Here is a 20,002-nt window from a genome sequence, read left to right as displayed (position 1 = left end):
GTGGGAACGAGTCGCTAGCTTACCCTCAGTGCGGCATCTATTCGGATTCGTCCGCATAGCAGTAAGCATCAAGCAACGCCACACGGGCATCCCAAGCACGCTGTTCATCATTTCCAACTGGGCGCGGTGATTGATACCAGGTGGCTCTCCATGTCACTTGTAATGCCTGCTTGTACCCACCCCAAGTTCTTAAATGTCCCTGTGTTTCCCTAAAAAGTTGGCTGAGGTTCTTAATAGAGTTCCGGTTCACAGAGAAAAATAAATCTGGCCTATAGATGGCAAGCAACCGTGTTGGTGTCGCCGGCCCGACCCGCGGGATGGATACGCATCGTTCGAACACTTCTTGGGCAACCCTTAGTGCAGCTGCTTCAGTTGCACCACGCCCAATTTGCGCCAGCGCCTCCTGGACAAAATCTCGCAGGCCATCATTATGGAGCAATTCATGCCAACCTTGTCCGTTGCTCCTTATAGAGCCAAACCAACCGTAGTCGTAACCTCCAACCTCATATCCGATCACCTTCTGCATGTCTTCCCCTGAAAGCTCCGTGAATGGAATCCTGAGTATGGGCTGAGTCTCTGCAGGGTTTCTAAATATGATCCGGCAGGCCTGTATAACGCATCGAATCCGTGCTTCTCCCGCGCACTGCTTTGTAGCATCTCGTAGTAAGCTGCCCAAGTAGCTGCAAGCATGTATTTCTCAACCTTGGAGCGTTAACGCAGGCTCAAGCGATAGACTCCGTGGATCGAATATCGACTTGCCCCGACAATAGCCGCGGGAGCAGCAGGTTGCGGGTGCGGCGGAGGTTTTGATTTTGCCGCTGGAGACTATTGCTCTGCTCAGCCATCGGGATGGTCGCCTCGCCGAATTTCTTCAACAGAGGTGCCGTTGGAACGAGCAGTGTAGCATCCTCAAATATCTTGGCGGTTACGGCTGGATAAGCGGCCCCGGTAGCATTGTTCACAAGGTATGTGACGAAATCATCCGTTGTTGTTGCAAGGTAGAGGAATGTGAAAGGTATCTTGGTTGTCGTGAGCACGGCAAAACCGGTTGAGGCGATCGTATTCGGTTCAGGCTTCATCACGAGCGCGTGAGAACGGCGGTTAGGACGAACGCACGACCAAAGGATGTCGCCGTGTTGTACGATTCGGCGAGCACGGCCTGGTGCCTCGCTAAAGAGATACGTTGTGACGGTTTCAATCTGCCCTGGGCTGACGGATGAGATATCGATGTAGTGCACCTCATCGGGCGCGATGCGCGGATTGATTTGGGCGCGATTTACATCAGCTATGTCGCCGAGCTTCTTCGCCTCCCAACCTTGAGGAATGTGGCCGAGGGGGGAGGAAACCATTTTGATCTTGTCGTGGCCCGGGAAACGGAAGTGGACGAACCACTCGCGGTAGAGGGAGCGGGCCATCTCTTCGAGAATCTTAATGCGCCGCTGATTGTTCGAGATCAAGTCGTCATAGGCCGACAGGATACCGGCGATCCGGTGTTGTACCGGAAGTGAGGGAACCTTGACCTTCACCTCGCCAATCCGCGACGGTGCGGTATGGCGAATCTTTGTGCCACTCGCAGAGGCGCGGATCTGCTGCCTAACTGGCTTTGAGTTGAAGAGGTAGTATAGGAATCGTTTGTCGGCTTGGGATTGGTCACGGACTTGGACAAGACCAAGTCGTTGATTGTGGAGATAAAGCCCACTGCGTGGGATGATTGCACTGCTACCAAGAAGCCCTTCCGCTTGTTCTGTCATCGCGACGATGAGGTCCCCTTCTTTCAGAACATAGTCTGAGGGAACCGGCCCGGTATACCACTTCTCCTTGCCGCCTTTGTCCTTAAACCCACCTTCGTCATGAAAGTTTCCAGGTGTGAGGACGATATGTGAACCGGCACCGGCGAAGTATTCACCCTGGAAGGCGTAGCCATGCTTGATTTCCAGCAGATCGCCAAGCTTGCAGTTTCGCCAGGTTGCAGCCGTCACGTTTCGAGAATTTCCGCTACATTGCAGGCAATGGTTTGCTCAAGTTCACGGGCCTGAGCCTTGAGCACTTCAAATTCTTCGTTGAGTGTTTCGAGCTGTTCCTTGAAATCTTCATCGCTGACTTCTTCGCCTGGTGCCACGCCGACGTAGCGGCCTGGATTCAGACTCCAGCCCTGTGCTTCGATCTCTTTGATCGTGGCGGCCTTGCATAAGCCTGGCACATCACGATAGCGAAGTTTCTTACCCTCACCCCTCCCCTCTCCCTTGGAAGGCGAGGGTGAAAATAGCTCCTTGAGCTTGGATTCTGCATCCGCTCCACCGAGGGTGAAGTCCGGGTCTTCGCCGCGATAAAGACGGACGACGTTGGCCAAGAATCCAATCTGGCCTTCCGCCCAGTCTCGATGCGCTCGATCCACCTGCCGGTAGATATGCCTTGCATCCAAAAAAAGAACCTTGTCGGCTCGCGGCGTTCGCTGCTTGCCTCGATCTAGAAACCATAGCGTGCATGGCAAAGTTACCGTGTAAAACATGTTCGACCCGACGGCGACCATGACATCGACGGCGCGGGCTTCGATAAGTTGTTTCCGGAGTTCTTGCTCGGAGGAGCGGGCGTCAGAGGCGCTGTTCGCCATGACGAACCCGGCTCGACCGCTCGCGTTCAATGTCGAATAGAAGAGCTGAATCCACAGATAGTTGGCGTTGTCCGTGCGCGGCAGGCCGAAGGGATAGCGGCGGCCTTTGCCCACCTCGGCTTCCAGCCGTTCTTTATCGACGGCATTCACGTTGAAAGGTGGATTGGCGAGGACGAAGTCGAACTTGCCGGTGCTGTTGTGGAGATCGTCGTAGTACGTGATGCCTTCTTTGATATCCCCTTCGAGACCGTGCATGGCCAAGTTCATGCGGCAGAGGGCAACGGTGGCAGCGACTTTCTCCTGACCATGAATGGCGAGTTCGGAAGACGGGTTCTTTTTGTGCTCAGCCACGAAGCGGGCGCTCTGGACAAACATGCCGCCGGAGCCGCAGGCCGGGTCGAGAATGCGGCCATGGTACGGCTCCAACACTTCCACCAACAGGCGCACGATGCTGGAGGGCGTGTAGAACTCGCCGCCCTTTTGCCCTTCCGTCCTGGCGAATTCTCCCAGAAAGTATTCGTAGATGCGGCCGAAGGCGTCGTAGTCGATGGTGGCAGGGATCTCGGAGACGCGCTTGAGCAGTTCCTTCAACAGCGTGCCGGTGAAGATCTCATAGGTCTTGGGCAACACGCCGTTGAGTTGCGGATTGCGCTTTTCAACGTCGCGCATCGCTTCATTGATCGCCTTGCCGGCATTGCTGCCTTCCGGCAGATGCAGGAGCTTGTCGAAGCGGGCGTTCGGCGTGAGATAGAGCACTCCTTCCGCGTGATAGGCCGTTGGTTCGTCAACGCGAGAGCCGCGCCGTGACGACGAGGCGATCTTCTCCAGGCCGGCTCGCACTTTCGCGAAACGTACGTCGGCGAAGCGCAGGAAGATGAGTCCAAGGACCGGGGTGGAATATTGCGCGGACGTGAGGCCGCTGTTGGCCCGCAATTGATCAGCGGCATCCCACAGTCGCTTCTCAAGAGTCCCCGTCGCGGTGTCTTTTTCGGAAGGAGCGACCCAGAGCATCCGCTACCTCCAGGTTATGCGGAAGCGGACCAGTGGAATACCCTGGTGGCGGCGAAAAAGCAATCATTTCGAAGGGGGGATGGCGAGAATACCGGCCTTGAGGCTCTGAATTAACGCTTCTTGGAACCCGCTCGATTCAACGCGGCGGCGACGTCGGAGAGTTCGAGAGCCAGCAGCAGCCGTTGCTCAGGGGGTGAGTTGCCGCGCTTCGTCGATCTTCTTCTGCTCCAGCTTCCGGCCCAGCTTGCTGGGACGGCGTGCACGATTGAAATGAGGACGCGAAGAGGGCGGTGAAGAGGATGGTTTCATGGGGCCATTTTACATGGACCTGATGGAACCGTCACGACAACTTCTTCCGCACCTCTTTCCAATCCTTCGCTACCTTGGCCTTGCGCGGCGCGTCGCCTTTTTTCGGCTCTGGCACGATCACGGCCTCCAGGCGGCGCTGGAGGAAGGCCTCGGCGAAGGCTTTGGTCCGGCCGATGCCGATCTTCACCGTCGTCCATCCGGCCGCATGCAGCTCGTCGATCTTCTCGCCCATAGCCTGCTCGCCGGGAGGCAGCGCCAGCACGTACCCGTCCGGAAAGCGATGTTGCTTCAACCAGGCCCGCGCGTCCTCGCCGGCTTCAAAGCCGTCCATGCCGCCGGCCGCCGGCACGGCGTAGATGACGCGATAGTAGAATTGCGTGAGCTTCGCGAGCTCCTCGGCGGCATCCGGCAGCGGCTTGGGCCCGATGTCACCACTGAGTCCGATGCCCGGCAGCGGCGCTGGAACGGACGGCTGCTCGATCAACGCGGCCTGCTCCACCACGATGATGGGGCTGCGGCGCTCCCACACCGCCAGATTGGCTTCGCCTGCGGCCGGCGCGACGCGGGGACTGTTACCGACGCGGACGGTGATCGGAACGATGCCCTGCTTCTTGGGGACGTAGGCGAGACGCGCTTTGCCGTCTCCGCCGGTCATGGCGGTGCCGACCACCCGGCCATCGATCACCAACTCGAGCGGCTCTCCCCCCATCCCCGACCTGGCAAACAGGCCCTTGCCGACCAGCTTGGCCTCAATCGTCACCGATTGATGGGGTACGCCCAAACCGTCCTTGACCAGCAACGTCCCCGTATTCTTCTCGGCGGACAGGCTTTCCCCGGCGCAGAGCAAGAGCCCGACGAGGGGCAAGAACCGGGCGCTGTGGGAAAAAACGCTCATGCAGGCTCAAGGAGAGTGGAACGATCGGAGCGGCGGCGGACCAGTCGGCTCACGCCTTCAAGGCGGCAAGGACCTCGTCGACATGCCCGTCGACTTTCACTTTTCTGAATATGCTCTTGAGCGTGCCGTCCGTGTCGATGACAAACGTGCTGCGCTCGATCCCCCAATACCTCTTGCCGTACATGCTTTTTTCTTTATACACGCCGTACGCGGTCGCCACCCTCTTGTCCTCGTCGCTGAGCAACGGGAAGGACAGCGAAAACTTTTTGATGAATTTCTGGTGCGACGCCTGGCCGTCGAGGCTCACGCCCAACACGACGGCCCCCGCTTTTTTGATCGCCGCCACCGAATCGCGAAAGTCGCAGGCTTCTTTCGTACAGCCGGGTGTATCGTCCTTGGGATAGAAATACAGCACGACTTGCTTGCCCTTCAGGTCTTTCAGCGTAACCCGCTTCCCGTCCTGATCGGGGATCCCCAGCTCGGGCGCCTTGTCTCCGACCGTCAGTTCCTTCGCCATCAGCGTCGATCCTTTCTCATGATCACCGCGGTCCGCCGCCGATCGTCGGACGGCTCGTCCCGTACGGATGCTCCTTGTACGCCTTCGGCGACGTCGGATTGCCGAACGGCGCCAACGCGGGCGAGTCCCAGATGACTTTATCTCCCGGCGCCAGATTGGCCGCCTCCAGGAAATGCTGCCGCGCGGCTTCGGCGTCGCCCAGCGCGTTCAAGGCCAGCGCATAATTATAATGAGCTTGTCCGGATTGCGGCGCCGCCGCCATCGCTTGTGCGAAGTATCCCTTGGCCTCCTCGAATTGCTTTGCCTGATAGGCGTGAGTCCCCTGCTCCGTCAGCGTGATCGCTTGCGGCTTAACTCCGCCCTCCATGAGCGCCAGCGGGCTCAACTGTTTCGCCTTCGGCTTCGACGAGCAGGCCGCTCCCGTGATCGCCACGCACACGGCCAGCACGAATGACAGATATTTCATAGTCCCTCTCGCTTCCGGACCGCCGTCAGGGCTTGAGATGCTTCCTCGACTCTTCTTCGAACGTCTTCCGATACAACACGTCCCACTCGGCGCTGCCTTCGATGATGCCGCGCGAATAGGACGAGAGCTTGGCCTTGACCTTGCGATCGATCTCTTCTTCCTGCGCGAGCTCCGCCGCGATGACCTGTTTGATGGCTCGCAGGGCTTTGCCGTCCTCGCCGGTAAGCCGGACGGCCGAATGTTGTTTGACCGCCTGCAGAATGACGTGTGCAAGATGGCTGGCTTTGTCTTCGCTGAGCATGATGAACCGGTGATGCGTGACGGGTGATCAGTGATCAGTTCGGAAGATCTTCTGTTGTCTCAGCTCATCACCCATCACTGATCACTCATCACAGTATGATTCCCCGTTCTCGGACGAGCTTCTGTTTGATCATCGTAAACATCTTCTGGTAGTCGACCTGCCCCTGCTCGATCTGCTGTCCGTAGGCTTTGAGCAACTGCCGCACTTCCGCGTTCAGGCGATCCTCCACGGAGAGCTCGTCGGTCACGGCGTGGTTGACGGCGTCGACCAGCGCCTTGCGATCGCCGGTCACTTCAATATGCCCGTCCTGCTGGAGACGCGCGGCCACACTCTCCGCCAGATGCTTCACCCGCTCCTTCGATAGACGCATGGTCTCACACCCGTTCGACTCGAATGGTGGTGTGGTCCATCACCCGCCGCAACTGCGTGGCGTCGCCGACGATCCGGCCGATGACGTTGACGCGGTCCGCCGGCACTGGATCCGGCCCCAGGCTCATCGGAGTCCGGCCGAAAAAAATGGCGAGCACCTGGCCCGCTCCCCAATAGGCCACGTCGCCCACCTTGACCTGCGTGGTCGCCGTCTCCCGATAGTCCTTCACCCCCGGGAGCTTGAAATAGAACTCTTCGCCCCACGTGTTGATGGCCGCCTGCACGGGCAGCGCGGCGTACACCTCGCCGGCCGTCTTCGTCTGCTTCAATTCCGCCTCGAGTTGCAGGCCGCCGATCGTGATGCGGATACGCTTCGCGGGCTCCGTCAGGTGCGCCGTGCTCATCTTCGCGGACTGTAACCGGTCGTCAGGGTGAAATCAAGGCGCCCGGCGATCGGCCTGGCTGCTGGCGCGCGCGGATCGGCTCCTGTAGAATCGGCGTGCATGTTGACCTCGACCTTCGTCCATCTCCAAGGCATCGGACCCGCCACGGAACGCCGGCTCTGGCAAGAGGGATTTCTCCACTGGGACCGGTTCCTCAGTGAAACCACCGTGCCCGGCCTGTCGGCTGCGCGCAAGTCCTGGTATGACCGGGAGCTCACGATCGCGCAGACGCAGCTGGCGGCCGGAGACCTGCGGTTCTTCGCCTCGCGGCTGCACAGCCGGGATCACTGGCGCTTCTACGACGTCTGCCGGTCGCGGATCATCTACCTCGACATCGAAACGACCGGCGCGACCCGGGACCACGGACACGTCACCGTCGTGGGCCTGCATCGCGGCGGCCGCACGATCACCCTGGTCCACGGCGAGAACCTGACGACCGACCGGCTGCAGGAAGAATTCGATCAGGGTCAATTGCTGGTCACGTTTTTCGGCGCCGGGTTCGACGTCCCCTATCTCCGCGCGCGCTTTCCCCGCCTCCGCCTGGATCTCCCGCACTTCGATCTCTGCTTTGCCGCCCGGCGCCTGGGCCTGAGCGGCGGGCTCAAGCAGATCGAACGGGAGGTCGGGATCGCCCGCGACCCGGCGATCCACGGACTCGACGGCTGGGACGCGGTGCGGCTCTGGGCGCAATGGAACGCCACCGGGAACCGGCAGGCGTTGGATCTCCTCCTGGCCTACAATCGGGCCGACGTCGAAAACCTCGTCCCGCTGGCTGAGTGGCTCCAAGCCGATCTCCGATTGCGCTTCGGCCCCCCGCCGGTCGGGCGCGCGATCGTTCCACGTCCCCTCGCGGAGACGCATTCGTGAGCGGCTGGGTCGGCATCGGCCGGAGCGATATCGGGCTCATGCGCAAGTCGAATCAGGACGCTTTCCTGACGCTCGACCATCTGAGACTGTGGGCGGTGGCTGACGGCATGGGCGGCCATATCGGCGGCGATATCGCGGCCCAAACGGCCATCGCGGCCGTAAAAGCGCGGGCGGAAGTCTTCGCGGGACCGGTCCACCAGGGTCACAGCCAACCGGCGGCGTTTCTCGCCGATCTGATCCAGCAGGCCCAGCAGGCCATCCTCGGACGCGCGAAGGTCGAACCCAAGTTAAAAGGCATGGGCACGACGATCGTGCTGCTGTTCGTCGTCACCGACCCGTCGCCGGTCGCGCACGTCGCCCACGTCGGCGACAGCCGCGCCTATCGTCTGCGATCCGGCGCACTCTCGCCGCTGACCCGCGACCACACCTTGATCGAACGGTATTTGGAGCGGGGGATTCTCACGAAGGACGCCGCACGCTCGCATCCGGAACGGCACGTTTTGACCCGCGGGCTCGGCATGCCGTCGTCCGTCAAGCCCGATATCGCGGCCTATCCGCTGGAGCCCGCGGATCTCCTGCTATTGTGCTCCGACGGTTTGACCAAGATGTTGGAGGATCACGACATTGAACGGCTGTGCCTGAAAGCGAAGGGCGATCCGATTCGCGCGTGCGACGCGCTCATCTCGGAAGCGCTGGCGAGAGGCGGAGACGACAACGTCACCGTGGTCGTCGTCGCGCGTCCGTAGCCGTTGACTTCACCCCCCTACCCGTGTAGCCTGCCTTCAAGTGCTGCGTCGCTGCTTGCCCGCGAGAAGATTTACCCGGAGTCGTCGATGATGCGGAGTGCCCTTGTCTCGGTGTGGAGTCTTGTCCTCTTCTCGGCGGTTTCTGTCCCCTCCAGCGTGACGGTCGCCCGGGCTTCGGACCCGGAATCCGCCATACGCACCCTCGTGCGCGCCAACGTGGACAAGGACATCGCGACGCTGGCGCGTCTCATGGCGCATGACGCCGACATCGTCAGTTACACGATCGGCGGGCGCAAGTACGTGGGATGGCGGGAGTTCGAGCGCGACATGCGGGAGGAGTTCGCCGCGGTCCAGCGACTGGAGATTCCCATCCGCGAGCTGAAGGTGTGGACCAAAGGGGACCTCGCGTGGTTCGCCATGGAGCTCGATTACATCCGGTTTGTCGGAGAGGGGCACGAGCAGAAGCGGACGGTGCTGCCGTTGCGCGAAACCGGCGTGTTGGAGCGCCGAGAGGGACAATGGACCCTCCTGTCCTGGCACGAGTCCTTCCGGACGATGCAGAACGGAGTCCAGACCGCCCAGCGGCCGGGACCGCCTTCGCAACATCTCGTCGGGGCGGCGTCTTCCACATCGATGCCGGACTTGAGCGGCGACTGGGAGATCCTCGAAGTCGAGGACGACAAACGTTACAAAGCGACGTTGGATAAACAGGGCAACGGCCCCTACACCCAACAGGGCGGCCGGTTCACGACGACGAAAGTCGCCGATCGTCTCTGGCAGGGCACCTGGCATCAGCCGGGGAACGATCGCGAAGGCGGCTTCGAACTGTTGCTCTCGGAGGATGGAACCCAGGCCAAAGGCGTGTGGTGGTACACCCGCGTCGGCACCCACAGGAACATTCCTCCGCGGGAACACGGCGGGACCTACCAATGGAAACGGATCACGCCGCCCCCCGCAGCTCCTTGACCCCGAGTCTGTTTCTCTGGCTCTTCACCTTTGCGGAGGATATATGCGTTGGTTCGTCGCGATGCTGTGTCTGTTCAGTACGGCGACTTCGGCCCTGGCGTCCGGTGGGCACGACCACCATGCCGTGCCGACGCTCAAGAACCAGACCACCACGACCGTCAGCATTCAAGACAACACCGTGACGCTGACCTTCGGCCCCATCGACCTGCCGAGCGGTCACGACGGCGAGCTGGCCGCCTCCATGCCGAAGCATATTTTTCAGTTGCCGAAAGACATGTATCTGGTGGGCTACAAGTCGGCCGTCTTTACCAAAGAGGGTAAGGAGCTGCCGCGGAATTATCTGCACCACATCCTGATGCTGAACAACGACAAGCCGAGCGTCTCCTGCCCCGGCGAACCGCTATTCTTCGGCGGCGCGGGATTGGAAATGACCGAAGCGCGATTCCCGGAAGGCTACGGCGTGAAGTTGGGCAAGGGCGAGCATCTGATGTCCGTCGTCGCGTTCTATCATAAGGCGCCGCCGACGAAGAACGTCATGGCGACCTTCACGATGTATATGGCGCCCGAATCGAAGCCGGTGAAGGAAATGGACGTCTACCAGGTCGGAGTGAATATCGTGTGCTACAGCAAGTTCGGGCAGCGGGGCGCCGATCAAACGGACGAGGGCATCGAAATCAAGCCCGGCGTGCAGGTCCATACGGCGCCCTTGAAGTTCCTGATGGACGGCTGCGTCAAATTTGCCTATCCGCACGGGCACGATGAATTGCTGATGATCGCGCTGGAGAACAAGACGAAGAAGCAAACGCTCTTGCGGACGGTTCCCGATGTGGACCTCGACGGCACCTTCCGGCAATTCCAGCCCCATCAGGTCTATAAAGACGCCCACGGCTTCCCCGTGACCACGACGGACGACTATGAGATGGTCATGGTCCATCACCATCCTCTGCATAAAGAGGTCGTCCAACACGGGATGGGAAACTACCTCCTCTATATGACGCCCGGAGCCTGCCCCTCTCCGAAGACCGCCATGGCTCCTTAACAGGCTGTTGAAAAAGCCCGCCAGCTTCGTTCTCAGTCGCCGCGCTCCTTGCGGCCTCGCCGGACGGAGCTTTTTGAACCGCCTGCGGGCTATTCCAAGAACGTCTCAGGCCCCTTGCAGTCCCGCTTTCCCACAATTCCCAAATAGTCTGCAACATCCTGCTAGATTGCCGGCCTTTCTGAACAGCCTCCCGTCCCTCGTCCAAAATTGTTCATCCCAATCCCCGAAGCCGGGGCTCCCCTACGAAAGAAGCTTTCGTTTAAGCGGCGCCCCGCCTGGGTTTCTCGCCAGCCAGTGTGGTATTCAAGACGAAACACCGGCGCCGGTGTGAGCGGTCCTCTCCGCCCGCCAGATCTTCGAGTTGCCCTATGCCCGAGCACGAGCCGTTGACCGTTCTGCTCATCAACGACCTGGGAGAGGAAGTCAAACTCGTCACGCTCAGTTTCCGCGGATTTTTTCCCGGCTGCCGCGTCGAAGTCGCCTACTCGCTCGACGAAGCGCTCCAGTGGACGCCGCGCGCCGACTGGCACCTCATCCTCCTCGAGGAGCGCCTGACCGCGTCGCGCGACATCCCGATCGTGTCCGAGCTGAAACGCCTGGCGCCGTACGCGACGCTGGTGCTGCAGACCGAGCGGAGTGATTCGACCGCCGCCATCGACGCCCTGCAGGCCGGCGCGGATTTCCTGCTCTACAAGAAGTCCCCAGCATTTCTCACGGAGTTGATGCTGTACACCAAGGGTGCCGTCGAAACCCGCCGCCTGCGCATCGGGCTGGAACGCATGCAGGAACGCTACGGCCGGCTCGCCGATACCGTCGCCGACGTCCTGTATGAATTGGATGCCGAGGGCCGGTTCGTGTATCTCAGCCCGTCGATCACGGCGCTGTTGGGATATGCGCCTGAAGAATTGACCGGCGTTCCCTATTCGACCGTGATTCCTCCCGATCACCTGGCCGGCGTCCGCCATCGGTTCGACGATCGCCGGACGGGCGCGCGCGCCGCCCGGCGGATCGAGATCGAGCTCGCGCCCAAAACGACGCAAGGGGGACGGCCGCCGCGAATCCCGGCTGAACTGAGCGCCAGGGGACTCTACGATCCTCAGCGGCGGTATCTCGGGACGGTGGGGATCCTGCGCGACATTTCGCGCCGGCGCGAACGGGAACAGGAGATCCGGCGGCTGGAGCGGCAACTCCAGGAACACGAGCGCCTCGTACAGGCGGCGCAGCGTCTCTCCAGTCTGTCGACGCTGTTGCAGGGGCCGTTGAACGCGGTCCTGTCCCAATCGCGGCAGCTCCTCAGCGCGATGCGGGAAGCCAAACTCGACGACCAGGTGGAATCGCTTCTACGCCAGGCGACGGAAGCGGTTCGCCGCGGAGAAGAGCTGGCCCGGACGGCGCGCGACACGGGCGCCGGAGACCAGACCCTTCAGGCCATCCTGGATGGCGTCTTGGGCTCGACGACGCCGCCGTTGCTGGAGACCGACCGGATCGAGCGGCGGTACGGAGCGGACTTGCCGCCCTTCACCGGCGACGCGGAGCTGGCCGCCAGATTGTTCCGCACGCTGCTCACGCATGCCCTTCGATACCTCGCCGCGATCGGCAGCCGCCATCGTCTCCGTATCAGCACCGCGGCCGTGGGACAGGACGGCGCGGTGCTCGGCCAACAGCCGGCGCTGGTTCCATCGGTCCAGGCGGCGGAATTCCGTATCTCGATCGAAGAAACCGACCTCCCGGCCGCAGGCGAGACGCCGCCGCTGGAAGAGTCCGGCGATTTGTTCGAAATCTATCGGTGGGTGCGCCGGCTCGGTGGACGATTGGATTTTCAGGCTCCGGTGAGCGGCCGCTTGTCCATGACCCTCTGGCTTCCGGTTGGGCGGGGGCCGGATCGTACCGGCGGAGCGGGTGAACCGGCGCCCCCGACTCCTGTGATCGACACATCACCTGAGCCTTCAGGCTCCCCTCAGGTGGCCCGGCCTTCAGAGGCCGCCACGCCGCCCAAACCGGCGGGCCCTTTGCCGGACCGGCGACGGACGGTGCGCGTGTCGGTCCATTTGCCCGCGACCGTCACGATCGGCAGCGTCACGTACGAGGGCACGGTGGACTGGCTCGGCCCCGGCGGCGCCGGACTCCACATCGCCCATGCCTTGCCTCCTTTCAATGTAGATGAGCAGCCGGCCTACGTGATTCTCAAGACTGCGGCGGGCCTCCTCGAGCTCCAAGCCACCGCTTACGACAGGGGCCGGTCTGCTGCCGGCGCCGCTCCGCAGCAGGCCGTCTCGCATCTGGCCCTGCGCTTCACCGAACCCGGCGAAGTGGAGCGGAAGGTGTTGGCATCCCTGATCGAAGAGGCCCGGGAGCGGACCCTGCCTCTGACCATGGAAGTGCTCCTGTCGCTGCCCGAAGACCGACCGACCCGGCCCGCGCCGGCAGAGGGTGACGTGCGCGGACAGGATCATCGCGAAGCCCTTCGCGTCCGAGTGGCCTTACCGGCGAGAGTCGAGCCGGCCGGCCTCGATGCGGCGGCTCAGCGGCCGCTGGCTCTCCTGGTCAACCTGAGTCGCAGCGGCGCCGCGCTCCAAATGAAAGACGCACCCGGCGCGGTCGGCGAACGTCTGTTCCTTCACTTTTCCGCCGCGGGACGCCCGCGGGCGCATGAACCGGAAGCTCCCGAAGCCGTGCTCTCCGCTGAGATCGTCTGGACGGCGCCCGACCCCGCGGCTCCTTCGGAGCTGCGTCCGGCGCCTTCGCAGCCGGGCCGGCGCATCGGCGTCCGATTCGTCCGCTTGACGCCGTTCGCCGAGCGGGACATCAATCGGGTCGTCGCGCAGCATAGCGGATCTTCGATGGATCTCGAAGGCATCGCGGGACGGTCGTCGATCGTGAGCGCACGGCGCGAATGCCGCAACCCCCGCCGGCAAGTCATCGCGGTCACCGACGACCATGCACGCCACCAAATTTCGCCCGCCACCCCGGTCGTGGTTCTCGTGCCCGGATTCGGGAAAACGCAGACCGATTATCTGCCCCTCGCGTTTTTCCTCGCCGCCAATCGGCTGCGCGTGCTGCGGTACGACCACACCAACCACGTCGGGCAAAGCGACGGGGACATGTTGCAAACGACGCTGCGTGGCATGCAGGTGGATCTGGAGCAGGTCCTCGATTTCGCGCGCACGACCTGGCCGTCGGCGCCGTTGACGGTGGTGGCGGAAGACGTCGGCGCGCGGGTGGCGCTGAAGGCGGCGGGGATGCCCGGCGCCGGCGGCCGTCTGTTGTTGGTGAATCCCCTGTTGGACCTGGAAGGCGCCCTGCGGGCGACGTACCGGCACGACGTGGTGGCGGATCATGAGCAAGGGCTCAGACGGGGCGCCGCCAATCTCTGGGGGCTGAACGTCAATCTCGATCACTTCCTCGACGATGCGCGGGCCGGCGACTACCGGACACTGGTCGACTCGGCGGCGGACCTCGCCGCCCTGCAGAATCCCCCGGTTGTCTTCACGACGCCGCACCCCGCCGAGCCGGCCCGCGGCCAACTCGAACCGTCGCTCCGCGGGCTGGCCGGCGCGCCGGCCGTCGTCGCGCTCGGAGCGGAGCTGTCATCGGCGTATCCGGATTCCGGCGAACGGCACCGCGCCGCCTTTCAGATCCTGTACAAACACATCTCGGCCTCCTCGCAACCACCGCGCGCAGCGGACGAGTTCCGGGACGCGCCGCTGCGGGAAATCCACCGCCAGAGCCAGCTCGAGCAGGAACGGCTGCGGCTCCGCCATCACGTCTCGCAGTCGACCAGAGAAGCCCTCTGGGTGGCCCACGAAGCCCAACTGCCCCAACTCGGCAACCTTCACGACTATTGGGTGCTGCGCGAGCAACTCTACCGGCTGTCGCTCCCGCTGGAGCCGGGCGCGAAGATTCTGGACATCGGCTGCGGACAGGGCGATGTGGCGCGCGCGATGCTCACGAACCGGGCTTATGCGCTGGCGCACCGTAGCGGACCGCCGCAGGCGCCGCTCCGCTACATCGGCCTCGGCCACTCTCCCGATTCGGTCGCTGCCGCGCAGCACGCGGTGGATGCGCTCCAGCGGGAGCTGGCGACCACGTTCGCCCCCGCCATTCCTCCCGGCTGGTTATTGGATGCCGGTTGGATCTCGTATGAGTGGGACTCCGCCCTTCCCTTTGCGGACGGGTCGTTCGATCGGATCGTGTCCCATCTCTCTCTCTGCTTCAGTCCCTCGCCGCTGAGAATTCTCCGGGACGCATGGCGGGTCGTGGCTCCGCACGGTATGCTGCTCGTGACCTGCCTGCAGCCGCAGACCGACCTCACGACCCTCTATCGCCGCCACCTGCGCGCGGCCGGGCACGACGAATTCAGCGCGCCCGTCCAGATCCTGCTCCACTATCTCGGCCGCTTGCGTGAAGCCATCCGCCATGGATTGCTCCACCGATACGAGCGCGAGGCGCTGAACACGCTCATGATCCATGCCGGCGCGGCGCCCCTCCTGATCCGTCCGGTCTTCGGCGGAACCGGGAAGGAGTTGGTCGCCAAGGCGCTGCACTACAACAGCGCGCGGCGGGAACGGCCCTTCGTCGCCCTGAACTGCGCCGCGCTCCCAGAAACGTTGATCGAAAGCGAGCTCTTCGGCCACGAAAAGGGCTCCTTCACCGACGCGACCGCGCGGCGTGTGGGCCAATTCGAGCTGGCGAACAGCGGGACGCTGTTTTTGGACGAAATCGGCGATTTGAGCCCGATGACGCAGGCCAAGCTGCTCCGGGTGCTCCAGGAGCGGGAATTCACGCGTATCGGCGGGGTCCAGCCCATCAAGGTCGACGTGCGGATCGTGGCCGCGACCAACAAGAATCTGGACGAGCTGGTGCGGAAAGGCCAGTTCCGCGAAGACCTCTATTACCGGATCAACGTCATCGCCCTCTATCTGCCGCCCCTGCGCGATCGGGGAGAAGACGTGCCGCTGCTCGCGAAACATTTTTTGGCCAAACGGATCGAGGAAGAAAAGCGCCCGCCCATCGAGTTCGCCAAGGACGCGCTGGAGCTGCTCACGCGGTATCCCTGGCCGGGCAATGTCCGCGAGATGGAAAACATCGTCGAGCAGGCGTTCATCTGGTCGCAGAATGCCTCGCACATCACCCCCGAGCACCTCCCCGCCATCCTGAAGAGCGACTCGCGCTCCTCATCCCTGCGCGACGACACCTTGGCCGGCCGCATGTCGCTGGAAAAAGCCGTCATGGAGTTCGAACGGGAAATCATCCAGGACGCGCTCAAGCGGACGAACTACGTGCAAACCCACGCCGCCAATCTCCTCGGGATCAGCCGGCGCATGCTCAAATATCGGATGGACACCCTGGGCATCGGACGGCCGGACAACGGTCCTCAGCCCGAACCGGAACCGATGGTGCAGGAATAATACACGCGTCGCTCCATTGCGTGATTTATCCCACTCTTTTTCCGATCCTCGGCGAGATCGCTTGAGTCGCGTCCCCTTCAAGAAAACTACATATAGTTTCACTACGTAGGCACCCCCCATTGTATAGATGGTCTTCGGCTAAGTAGCTGAATCGGAATAGCTTTTGCTTGACAGAATACGTAGTTGGGGGTACAGGAGAGCATGGGCATGATGACGGATGCAGCCGACAGGACCAAGCCGACGGTGTTGGTCGTCGATGATGAGGCGGGCCCGCGCGACGCGCTCAAGGTGATCTTGCGCCCGTTCTTCAACATTCGTTCGGCGGACAATGCGCAGGCTGCGTTGGACATCCTGAACGAACAACCGGTCGATCTCATCACCCTCGATCAGAAACTGCCCGACCGGCAGGGCATCGATCTGCTGCAGGATATCAAGCACGACCACGCCGACATTGAAGTCATCATCATCACGGGGTACGGCAGCCTGAAATCGGCGATGGAAGGGATTCGCCATGGCGCCGCCGGCTATCTGTTGAAGCCGTTCAACGTCACCGAGTTGATCACCCTCATCAATCAAACGCTCGACAAAAAGCGGCGGCTGGACTTTATCCGGGAGTTTTTGCACTCCTCTTCGGCCTTGTGGGGCAATGAACAGGACAGCGCCCGGGCGTGGGAAGCGTTCCGGAACGGATACGCCGCGATCGGTAACCCTTCGCACGAGGAGAGCCCCGCCGGGGAAGACACCCGCGATTGGCTTCCCCTGCTGTCCGATCTTCTGGAAGCCAAGGACCGGCAGTTATTGAATCACTCGAGCCGCGTCAGCTTTTATGCGACGCTCGTAGCCAACCGCCTCAATTTGACTGCCGCCGAGCAGAAATCCTTGGCGATGGGGGCGTTCCTGCACGATCTCGGAAAAACCAGCTTGCCGGCCTATCGATTTGCCGACGACCAGATTCTCCCCTCCGGCGAAGCGGCCTCCTGCAGAGAACACCCGGACATCGGCGCCCGCATGATCCTGCCGCTGGGGCTGCCGGCCGAGGTCGGACAAATCGTCTCGTATCACCATGAGCGGTGGGATGGAAAAGGGTATCCGCACGGCCTCCAAGGTGAGGGGATTCCTTTCCTCGCTCGCATCGTCTGCATCGCGCAGGCCTTCGACCATCTCACGGCCGAGACGCCGGGACGATCTCCCTTACCGATCGACGACGCCGTTCGCTACATCGCGGGACAGGCGCACAGCCAATTCGATCCGCAGCTTGCCGCGTTGTTCACCCAGGTGATCACGGAGTGCAAGGCCTCTCTGCCCGCTATGGCAATCGCCACCGCCCCCAGCCGCGTCTCCGAACCTTAGCCGCCCGATCAGTCGTTTGCCCCGGCAATCAACTCGGCCGCCGTCGCCCGTACTTTCGCCGTCACGGTTTCCCCACCGAGCATACGGGCGATTTCGTGCTCGCGTTGCACGCCGCGTAACGGCCTCACGGTCGTCACCGCCCGATCCTTCACCAGGGATTTTTCCACGCATAGATGATGGTCCGCCTGCGAGGCGACCTGCGGCAGGTGCGTGATGCAGAAGACCTGATGGAACCGGCCCAGGGCGCGCAGGCGCTTCCCGATCGCCGCCGCGACGGCGCCTCCCACGCCGGTATCGATTTCGTCGAAGATCAACACCGGCACGCGATCCACCTCGGCCAGCACGGACTTGAGCGCCAGCATCACGCGCGACAACTCCCCGCCCGAGGCGATGCGTGCCATCGGCTTCACCGGCTCTCCGGGGTTGGCGGAGAGCAGGAAGTCCGCCCGATCCGCCCCCTCCGCTCCGTAGCCCCCCTCCCCCTCGGCAGCCGCGACCTGAATCGAAAACCGCGTCTGCTCCATCTTGAGGGCGTCCAATTCTTCCCGAACCGCCTTGGTCATCCGTTTGGCGGCTTCGATACGTTTCTTGGACAACTGTTGCGCGAGCTCCGCCATCACGCGCCGCTGCGCGTCGACGCGCTTGTCGCAAGCCTCCAACCGCGCGTCGGCATGCTCGATCCCCTGCAACTCGCCCTGCACACGGGCCTGCGCCTGCAACGCCGCCTCGACGGTTCCGCCGTATTTTTTCGTGAGCCGGTGAATCAGCGCCAGCCGGTCTTCGATCGCCGACAAACGCCCGGGGTCCGTCTCCAGCCGTTCGGCATAGTCGCGGATCCGGCCGGCCGCCTCTTTGAGCAACACTCTCGCTTCGGAAACCAGTCGCCCCGTCTCCTCTTCCGTCGGATCGATGTGGATCAGCTCGGCCAGCGCCCGTTCGACGGCCGCGACGTTCGGCGTCGCTCCATGGCCGTCCGCCTGCAGCCGCTCCAGCGCCTCGGCGGCCAGCGCGCCGAGGCGCTGCGATGCTCCTAAGCGACGCCGCTCCGCCTGCAAAGCTTCTTCCTCGCCGATACGCAGCGCCGCCTCCGCCAGCTCCTGCTGCTGGAACCGAAGCAGATCCTCCCGCTGCCGGCTCTGCCGGATCTGCTCCTCCAGTTCGATCCGTTCCCGGCACGATTGTTTCCAGAGACCATAGGCATCCTGATATTCGGCCCGCAGTCCGCGCAAGCCTCCGAATGCATCCAAGACGTCCAGTTGGGTGGAAGGCGACAGCAGACTTTGTTGATCGTGTTGGCCGTGAATGTCGACCAGTGTCCCGCCGAACGCTTCCAGCACGTGCACGGGTGTCATATTCCCGTTGAGATACACGCGGTTTCTCCCTGATCGGGCAATCACCCGCCGAACGATGAGCTGGGAGTCACGGGGACCCACGAAGTCTTGCGCGCGCAACCGCGCGAGGACGGGATGATCGTCGGGAATGTCGAACGAGGCTTCGAGTTGCGCCTCCTCCGCGCCGAATCGGATCTGGTCGGTGGAGGCCCGTCCGCCGACCAGCAGCGCGATGGCGTCGATCAGGAGCGATTTCCCTGCCCCGGTCTCCCCGGTCAGGACGGTGAAACCTGGTTGGAAGCTCAGACTGAGCTGCTCAAGAACGGCAAAATTGACGAGGCGCAGCTCAGTGAGCATGGCTGCGGAGTCGCCGACTGCTAGGCGGTGCCGGCATGCTGAGCCAGCAGCGAGTCGATCACTTCTTTGAACTGGCGTTTGGGACGGGCGCCGACGAGTTTTTCCACCGGCTGGCCGTTCTTGAAGAACAGGATGGTCGGGATGCTCATGACTTGATAGCGGCCCGCGACTTCGGGGTTTTCATCGGTGTTGAGCTTACGCACCTTCACTTTGCCGGCATATTCCTTGGCCAACTCATCGATGATGGGGGCCACCATCTGGCAGGGGCCGCACCAGACCGCCCAAAAATCGACCATCACGAGTTCGGGCGCCTTCATCACTTCGGCATCCCAAGTAGAGTCCTCGACCTTCAAGGTATCACCAGCCACGTCCACACCCTCCTTCAGAGTTATGAGAGCTTCTCCGAACCGAGTGGGCATCGTACCCCACCCCGGTTTTGGGTGTCAAATGAACCGCGGCGCCACCGCACGCACAGGTCTCACCATCCCCATTCCGGCGGTACGCCGAGCCACCATCCGTCAGGCCGTTGCTCCCGCCAGCGTTTCTGTTCGTCCCACAGCTTGGCCACCTGCCCGCCGTCCAACCGCGTCGCCATCCCGGCCGCCACGTCCGCCTGCCGCTTGGCCGCGTCCTGAATCAATTCCTTCGCGATGCGCGCGAGGACGTCGGGCGCCTCCAGCAATTCGTCCGGCCGCTGCGACGACAGGCTTCGCGCCAACTGCTCCACCAGCACCCACCGATCGGCCTTCGCCAGCGAATCGACGTAGGCATCCAGCGCTTGATAGACGTAGGTCAGGTAGACATAGCCCGCCGCCGAGGGCCGTTCCGCCAGCTCCACCTGGCACGTTTCGATGGCCCGTCGATAGTCGGCCGCCGCCAGATAAATCTTCGCCCGCGACAACGCCGCCGAACGATCGGAAGCGGGTATGCCGGACGTGCCGCAGCTCATCAGACCGAGCACGATCACGCCGAGACACGTGGTCATGAGGTGCCGCGTCGCTCTGTGCGAGTCCATG

The 20,002-nt window shown here is 62.6% G+C and carries 18 protein-coding genes; 6 read left to right on the top strand and 12 right to left on the bottom strand.

The window, feature by feature from the left end:
* Nucleotides 1-37 precede the first annotated feature (37 nt).
* The 9 genes from NITMOv2_RS23320 to NITMOv2_RS06685 all read right to left on the bottom strand — a co-directional run bounded on the left by NITMOv2_RS23320 (nucleotide 38) and on the right by NITMOv2_RS06685 (nucleotide 6,883).
* Entirely contained in the window at nucleotides 38-526 is a 489-nt protein-coding gene (locus tag NITMOv2_RS23320) for a hypothetical protein (protein ID WP_145976201.1), read from the bottom strand.
* A 196-nt stretch (nucleotides 527-722) separates the two neighbouring features.
* The gene (locus NITMOv2_RS06720; RefSeq protein ID WP_053379130.1) at nucleotides 723-1,979 is read right to left on the bottom strand and encodes a restriction endonuclease subunit S; all 1,257 of its coding nucleotides are present in this window, start codon (nucleotides 1,977-1,979) and stop codon (nucleotides 723-725) included.
* Nucleotides 1,976-3,622, bottom strand: a complete 1,647-nt coding sequence (locus NITMOv2_RS06715; protein ID WP_053379129.1) for a type I restriction-modification system subunit M — start codon at nucleotides 3,620-3,622, stop codon at nucleotides 1,976-1,978. Before NITMOv2_RS06715 ends, NITMOv2_RS06720 begins: the two co-directional genes overlap by 4 nt.
* 340 nt (nucleotides 3,623-3,962) lie before the next feature.
* On the bottom strand, nucleotides 3,963-4,826 hold the full coding sequence (locus tag NITMOv2_RS06710) for a hypothetical protein (RefSeq protein ID WP_053379128.1): 864 nt from the start codon (nucleotides 4,824-4,826) through the stop codon (nucleotides 3,963-3,965).
* A 49-nt stretch (nucleotides 4,827-4,875) separates the two neighbouring features.
* On the bottom strand, nucleotides 4,876-5,343 hold the full coding sequence (gene bcp / locus NITMOv2_RS06705; protein ID WP_053379127.1) for a thioredoxin-dependent thiol peroxidase: 468 nt from the start codon (nucleotides 5,341-5,343) through the stop codon (nucleotides 4,876-4,878).
* 22 nt (nucleotides 5,344-5,365) lie between these two features.
* Nucleotides 5,366-5,809, bottom strand: coding sequence for a tetratricopeptide repeat protein (locus tag NITMOv2_RS06700; RefSeq protein WP_053379126.1), 444 nt, complete (start codon nucleotides 5,807-5,809; stop codon nucleotides 5,366-5,368).
* 25 nt (nucleotides 5,810-5,834) lie between these two features.
* Entirely contained in the window at nucleotides 5,835-6,110 is a 276-nt protein-coding gene (locus NITMOv2_RS24635) for a DUF507 family protein (protein WP_053379125.1), read from the bottom strand.
* 88 nt (nucleotides 6,111-6,198) lie between these two features.
* Nucleotides 6,199-6,480, bottom strand: a complete 282-nt coding sequence (locus tag NITMOv2_RS24630; protein WP_083447821.1) for a DUF507 family protein — start codon at nucleotides 6,478-6,480, stop codon at nucleotides 6,199-6,201.
* 4 nt (nucleotides 6,481-6,484) lie between these two features.
* Nucleotides 6,485-6,883 carry a cyclophilin-like fold protein gene (locus tag NITMOv2_RS06685; protein ID WP_053379123.1) on the bottom strand — a complete coding sequence of 133 codons (399 nt, stop codon included), beginning with the start codon at nucleotides 6,881-6,883 and terminating at the stop codon, nucleotides 6,485-6,487.
* 99 nt (nucleotides 6,884-6,982) lie between these two features.
* Here NITMOv2_RS06685 and NITMOv2_RS06680 point away from each other — a divergent pair, with 99 nt between their 5' ends.
* The 6 genes from NITMOv2_RS06680 (at nucleotide 6,983) to NITMOv2_RS06655 (ending at nucleotide 17,298) form a co-directional block, all read left to right on the top strand.
* Nucleotides 6,983-7,789, top strand: coding sequence for a ribonuclease H-like domain-containing protein (locus NITMOv2_RS06680; protein WP_053379122.1), 807 nt, complete (start codon nucleotides 6,983-6,985; stop codon nucleotides 7,787-7,789).
* Nucleotides 7,786-8,535 (top strand): PP2C family protein-serine/threonine phosphatase, encoded by a 750-nt coding sequence (locus tag NITMOv2_RS06675; protein WP_053379121.1) that lies wholly within the window; start codon nucleotides 7,786-7,788, stop codon nucleotides 8,533-8,535. Before NITMOv2_RS06680 ends, NITMOv2_RS06675 begins: the two co-directional genes overlap by 4 nt.
* Before the next feature lie 87 nt (nucleotides 8,536-8,622).
* Entirely contained in the window at nucleotides 8,623-9,501 is an 879-nt protein-coding gene (locus tag NITMOv2_RS06670) for a nuclear transport factor 2 family protein (RefSeq protein ID WP_083447820.1), read from the top strand.
* A 43-nt stretch (nucleotides 9,502-9,544) separates the two neighbouring features.
* A complete protein-coding gene (locus NITMOv2_RS06665; RefSeq protein WP_053379119.1) occupies nucleotides 9,545-10,540 on the top strand; it encodes a hypothetical protein in 996 nt (331 codons plus the stop codon).
* Between the two features lie 368 nt (nucleotides 10,541-10,908).
* On the top strand, nucleotides 10,909-15,948 hold the full coding sequence (locus NITMOv2_RS22580; protein WP_083447819.1) for a sigma 54-interacting transcriptional regulator: 5,040 nt from the start codon (nucleotides 10,909-10,911) through the stop codon (nucleotides 15,946-15,948).
* Between the two features lie 207 nt (nucleotides 15,949-16,155).
* Nucleotides 16,156-17,298, top strand: a complete 1,143-nt coding sequence (locus NITMOv2_RS06655; protein ID WP_187299385.1) for an HD domain-containing phosphohydrolase — start codon at nucleotides 16,156-16,158, stop codon at nucleotides 17,296-17,298.
* A gap of 8 nt (nucleotides 17,299-17,306) precedes the next feature.
* Here NITMOv2_RS06655 and recN read toward each other — a convergent pair whose 3' ends face one another.
* The 3 genes from recN to NITMOv2_RS06640 form a co-directional block, all read right to left on the bottom strand.
* Nucleotides 17,307-18,986 carry a DNA repair protein RecN gene (gene recN, locus NITMOv2_RS06650; RefSeq protein WP_053379117.1) on the bottom strand — a complete coding sequence of 560 codons (1,680 nt, stop codon included), beginning with the start codon at nucleotides 18,984-18,986 and terminating at the stop codon, nucleotides 17,307-17,309.
* Between the two features lie 20 nt (nucleotides 18,987-19,006).
* Nucleotides 19,007-19,354, bottom strand: coding sequence for a thioredoxin (gene trxA, locus NITMOv2_RS06645; RefSeq protein WP_202967321.1), 348 nt, complete (start codon nucleotides 19,352-19,354; stop codon nucleotides 19,007-19,009).
* A 110-nt stretch (nucleotides 19,355-19,464) separates the two neighbouring features.
* Nucleotides 19,465-20,001 (bottom strand): hypothetical protein, encoded by a 537-nt coding sequence (locus NITMOv2_RS06640; protein WP_053379116.1) that lies wholly within the window; start codon nucleotides 19,999-20,001, stop codon nucleotides 19,465-19,467.
* Between the last annotated feature and the right edge of the window lies 1 nt (nucleotide 20,002).

Source organism: Nitrospira moscoviensis (assembly GCF_001273775.1).
GTDB lineage: Bacteria > Nitrospirota > Nitrospiria > Nitrospirales > Nitrospiraceae > Nitrospira_D > Nitrospira_D moscoviensis.
This window is presented reverse-complemented; position numbering and strand designations above follow the sequence as displayed.

Bases quoted from the DNA above. Each gene is read 5' to 3' on its own strand.
- NITMOv2_RS06700 (WP_053379126.1), bottom strand. From the start codon at position 5,809: ATGAAATATCTGTCATTCGTGCTGGCCGTGTGCGTGGCGATCACGGGA.
- recN (WP_053379117.1), bottom strand. From the start codon at position 18,986: ATGCTCACTGAGCTGCGCCTCGTCAATTTTGCCGTTCTTGAGCAGCTC.
- NITMOv2_RS06665 (WP_053379119.1), top strand. From the start codon at position 9,545: ATGCGTTGGTTCGTCGCGATGCTGTGTCTGTTCAGTACGGCGACTTCG.
- NITMOv2_RS06680 (WP_053379122.1), top strand. From the start codon at position 6,983: ATGTTGACCTCGACCTTCGTCCATCTCCAAGGCATCGGACCCGCCACG.
- NITMOv2_RS23320 (WP_145976201.1), bottom strand. From the start codon at position 526: ATGCAGAAGGTGATCGGATATGAGGTTGGAGGTTACGACTACGGTTGG.
- NITMOv2_RS24630 (WP_083447821.1), bottom strand. From the start codon at position 6,480: ATGCGTCTATCGAAGGAGCGGGTGAAGCATCTGGCGGAGAGTGTGGCC.
- NITMOv2_RS06670 (WP_083447820.1), top strand. From the start codon at position 8,623: ATGATGCGGAGTGCCCTTGTCTCGGTGTGGAGTCTTGTCCTCTTCTCG.
- NITMOv2_RS22580 (WP_083447819.1), top strand. From the start codon at position 10,909: ATGCCCGAGCACGAGCCGTTGACCGTTCTGCTCATCAACGACCTGGGA.
- NITMOv2_RS06685 (WP_053379123.1), bottom strand. From the start codon at position 6,883: ATGAGCACGGCGCACCTGACGGAGCCCGCGAAGCGTATCCGCATCACG.
- NITMOv2_RS06710 (WP_053379128.1), bottom strand. From the start codon at position 4,826: ATGAGCGTTTTTTCCCACAGCGCCCGGTTCTTGCCCCTCGTCGGGCTC.
- NITMOv2_RS06655 (WP_187299385.1), top strand. From the start codon at position 16,156: ATGATGACGGATGCAGCCGACAGGACCAAGCCGACGGTGTTGGTCGTC.
- NITMOv2_RS24635 (WP_053379125.1), bottom strand. From the start codon at position 6,110: ATGCTCAGCGAAGACAAAGCCAGCCATCTTGCACACGTCATTCTGCAG.
- NITMOv2_RS06640 (WP_053379116.1), bottom strand. From the start codon at position 20,001: ATGGACTCGCACAGAGCGACGCGGCACCTCATGACCACGTGTCTCGGC.
- bcp (WP_053379127.1), bottom strand. From the start codon at position 5,343: ATGGCGAAGGAACTGACGGTCGGAGACAAGGCGCCCGAGCTGGGGATC.
- NITMOv2_RS06715 (WP_053379129.1), bottom strand. From the start codon at position 3,622: ATGCTCTGGGTCGCTCCTTCCGAAAAAGACACCGCGACGGGGACTCTT.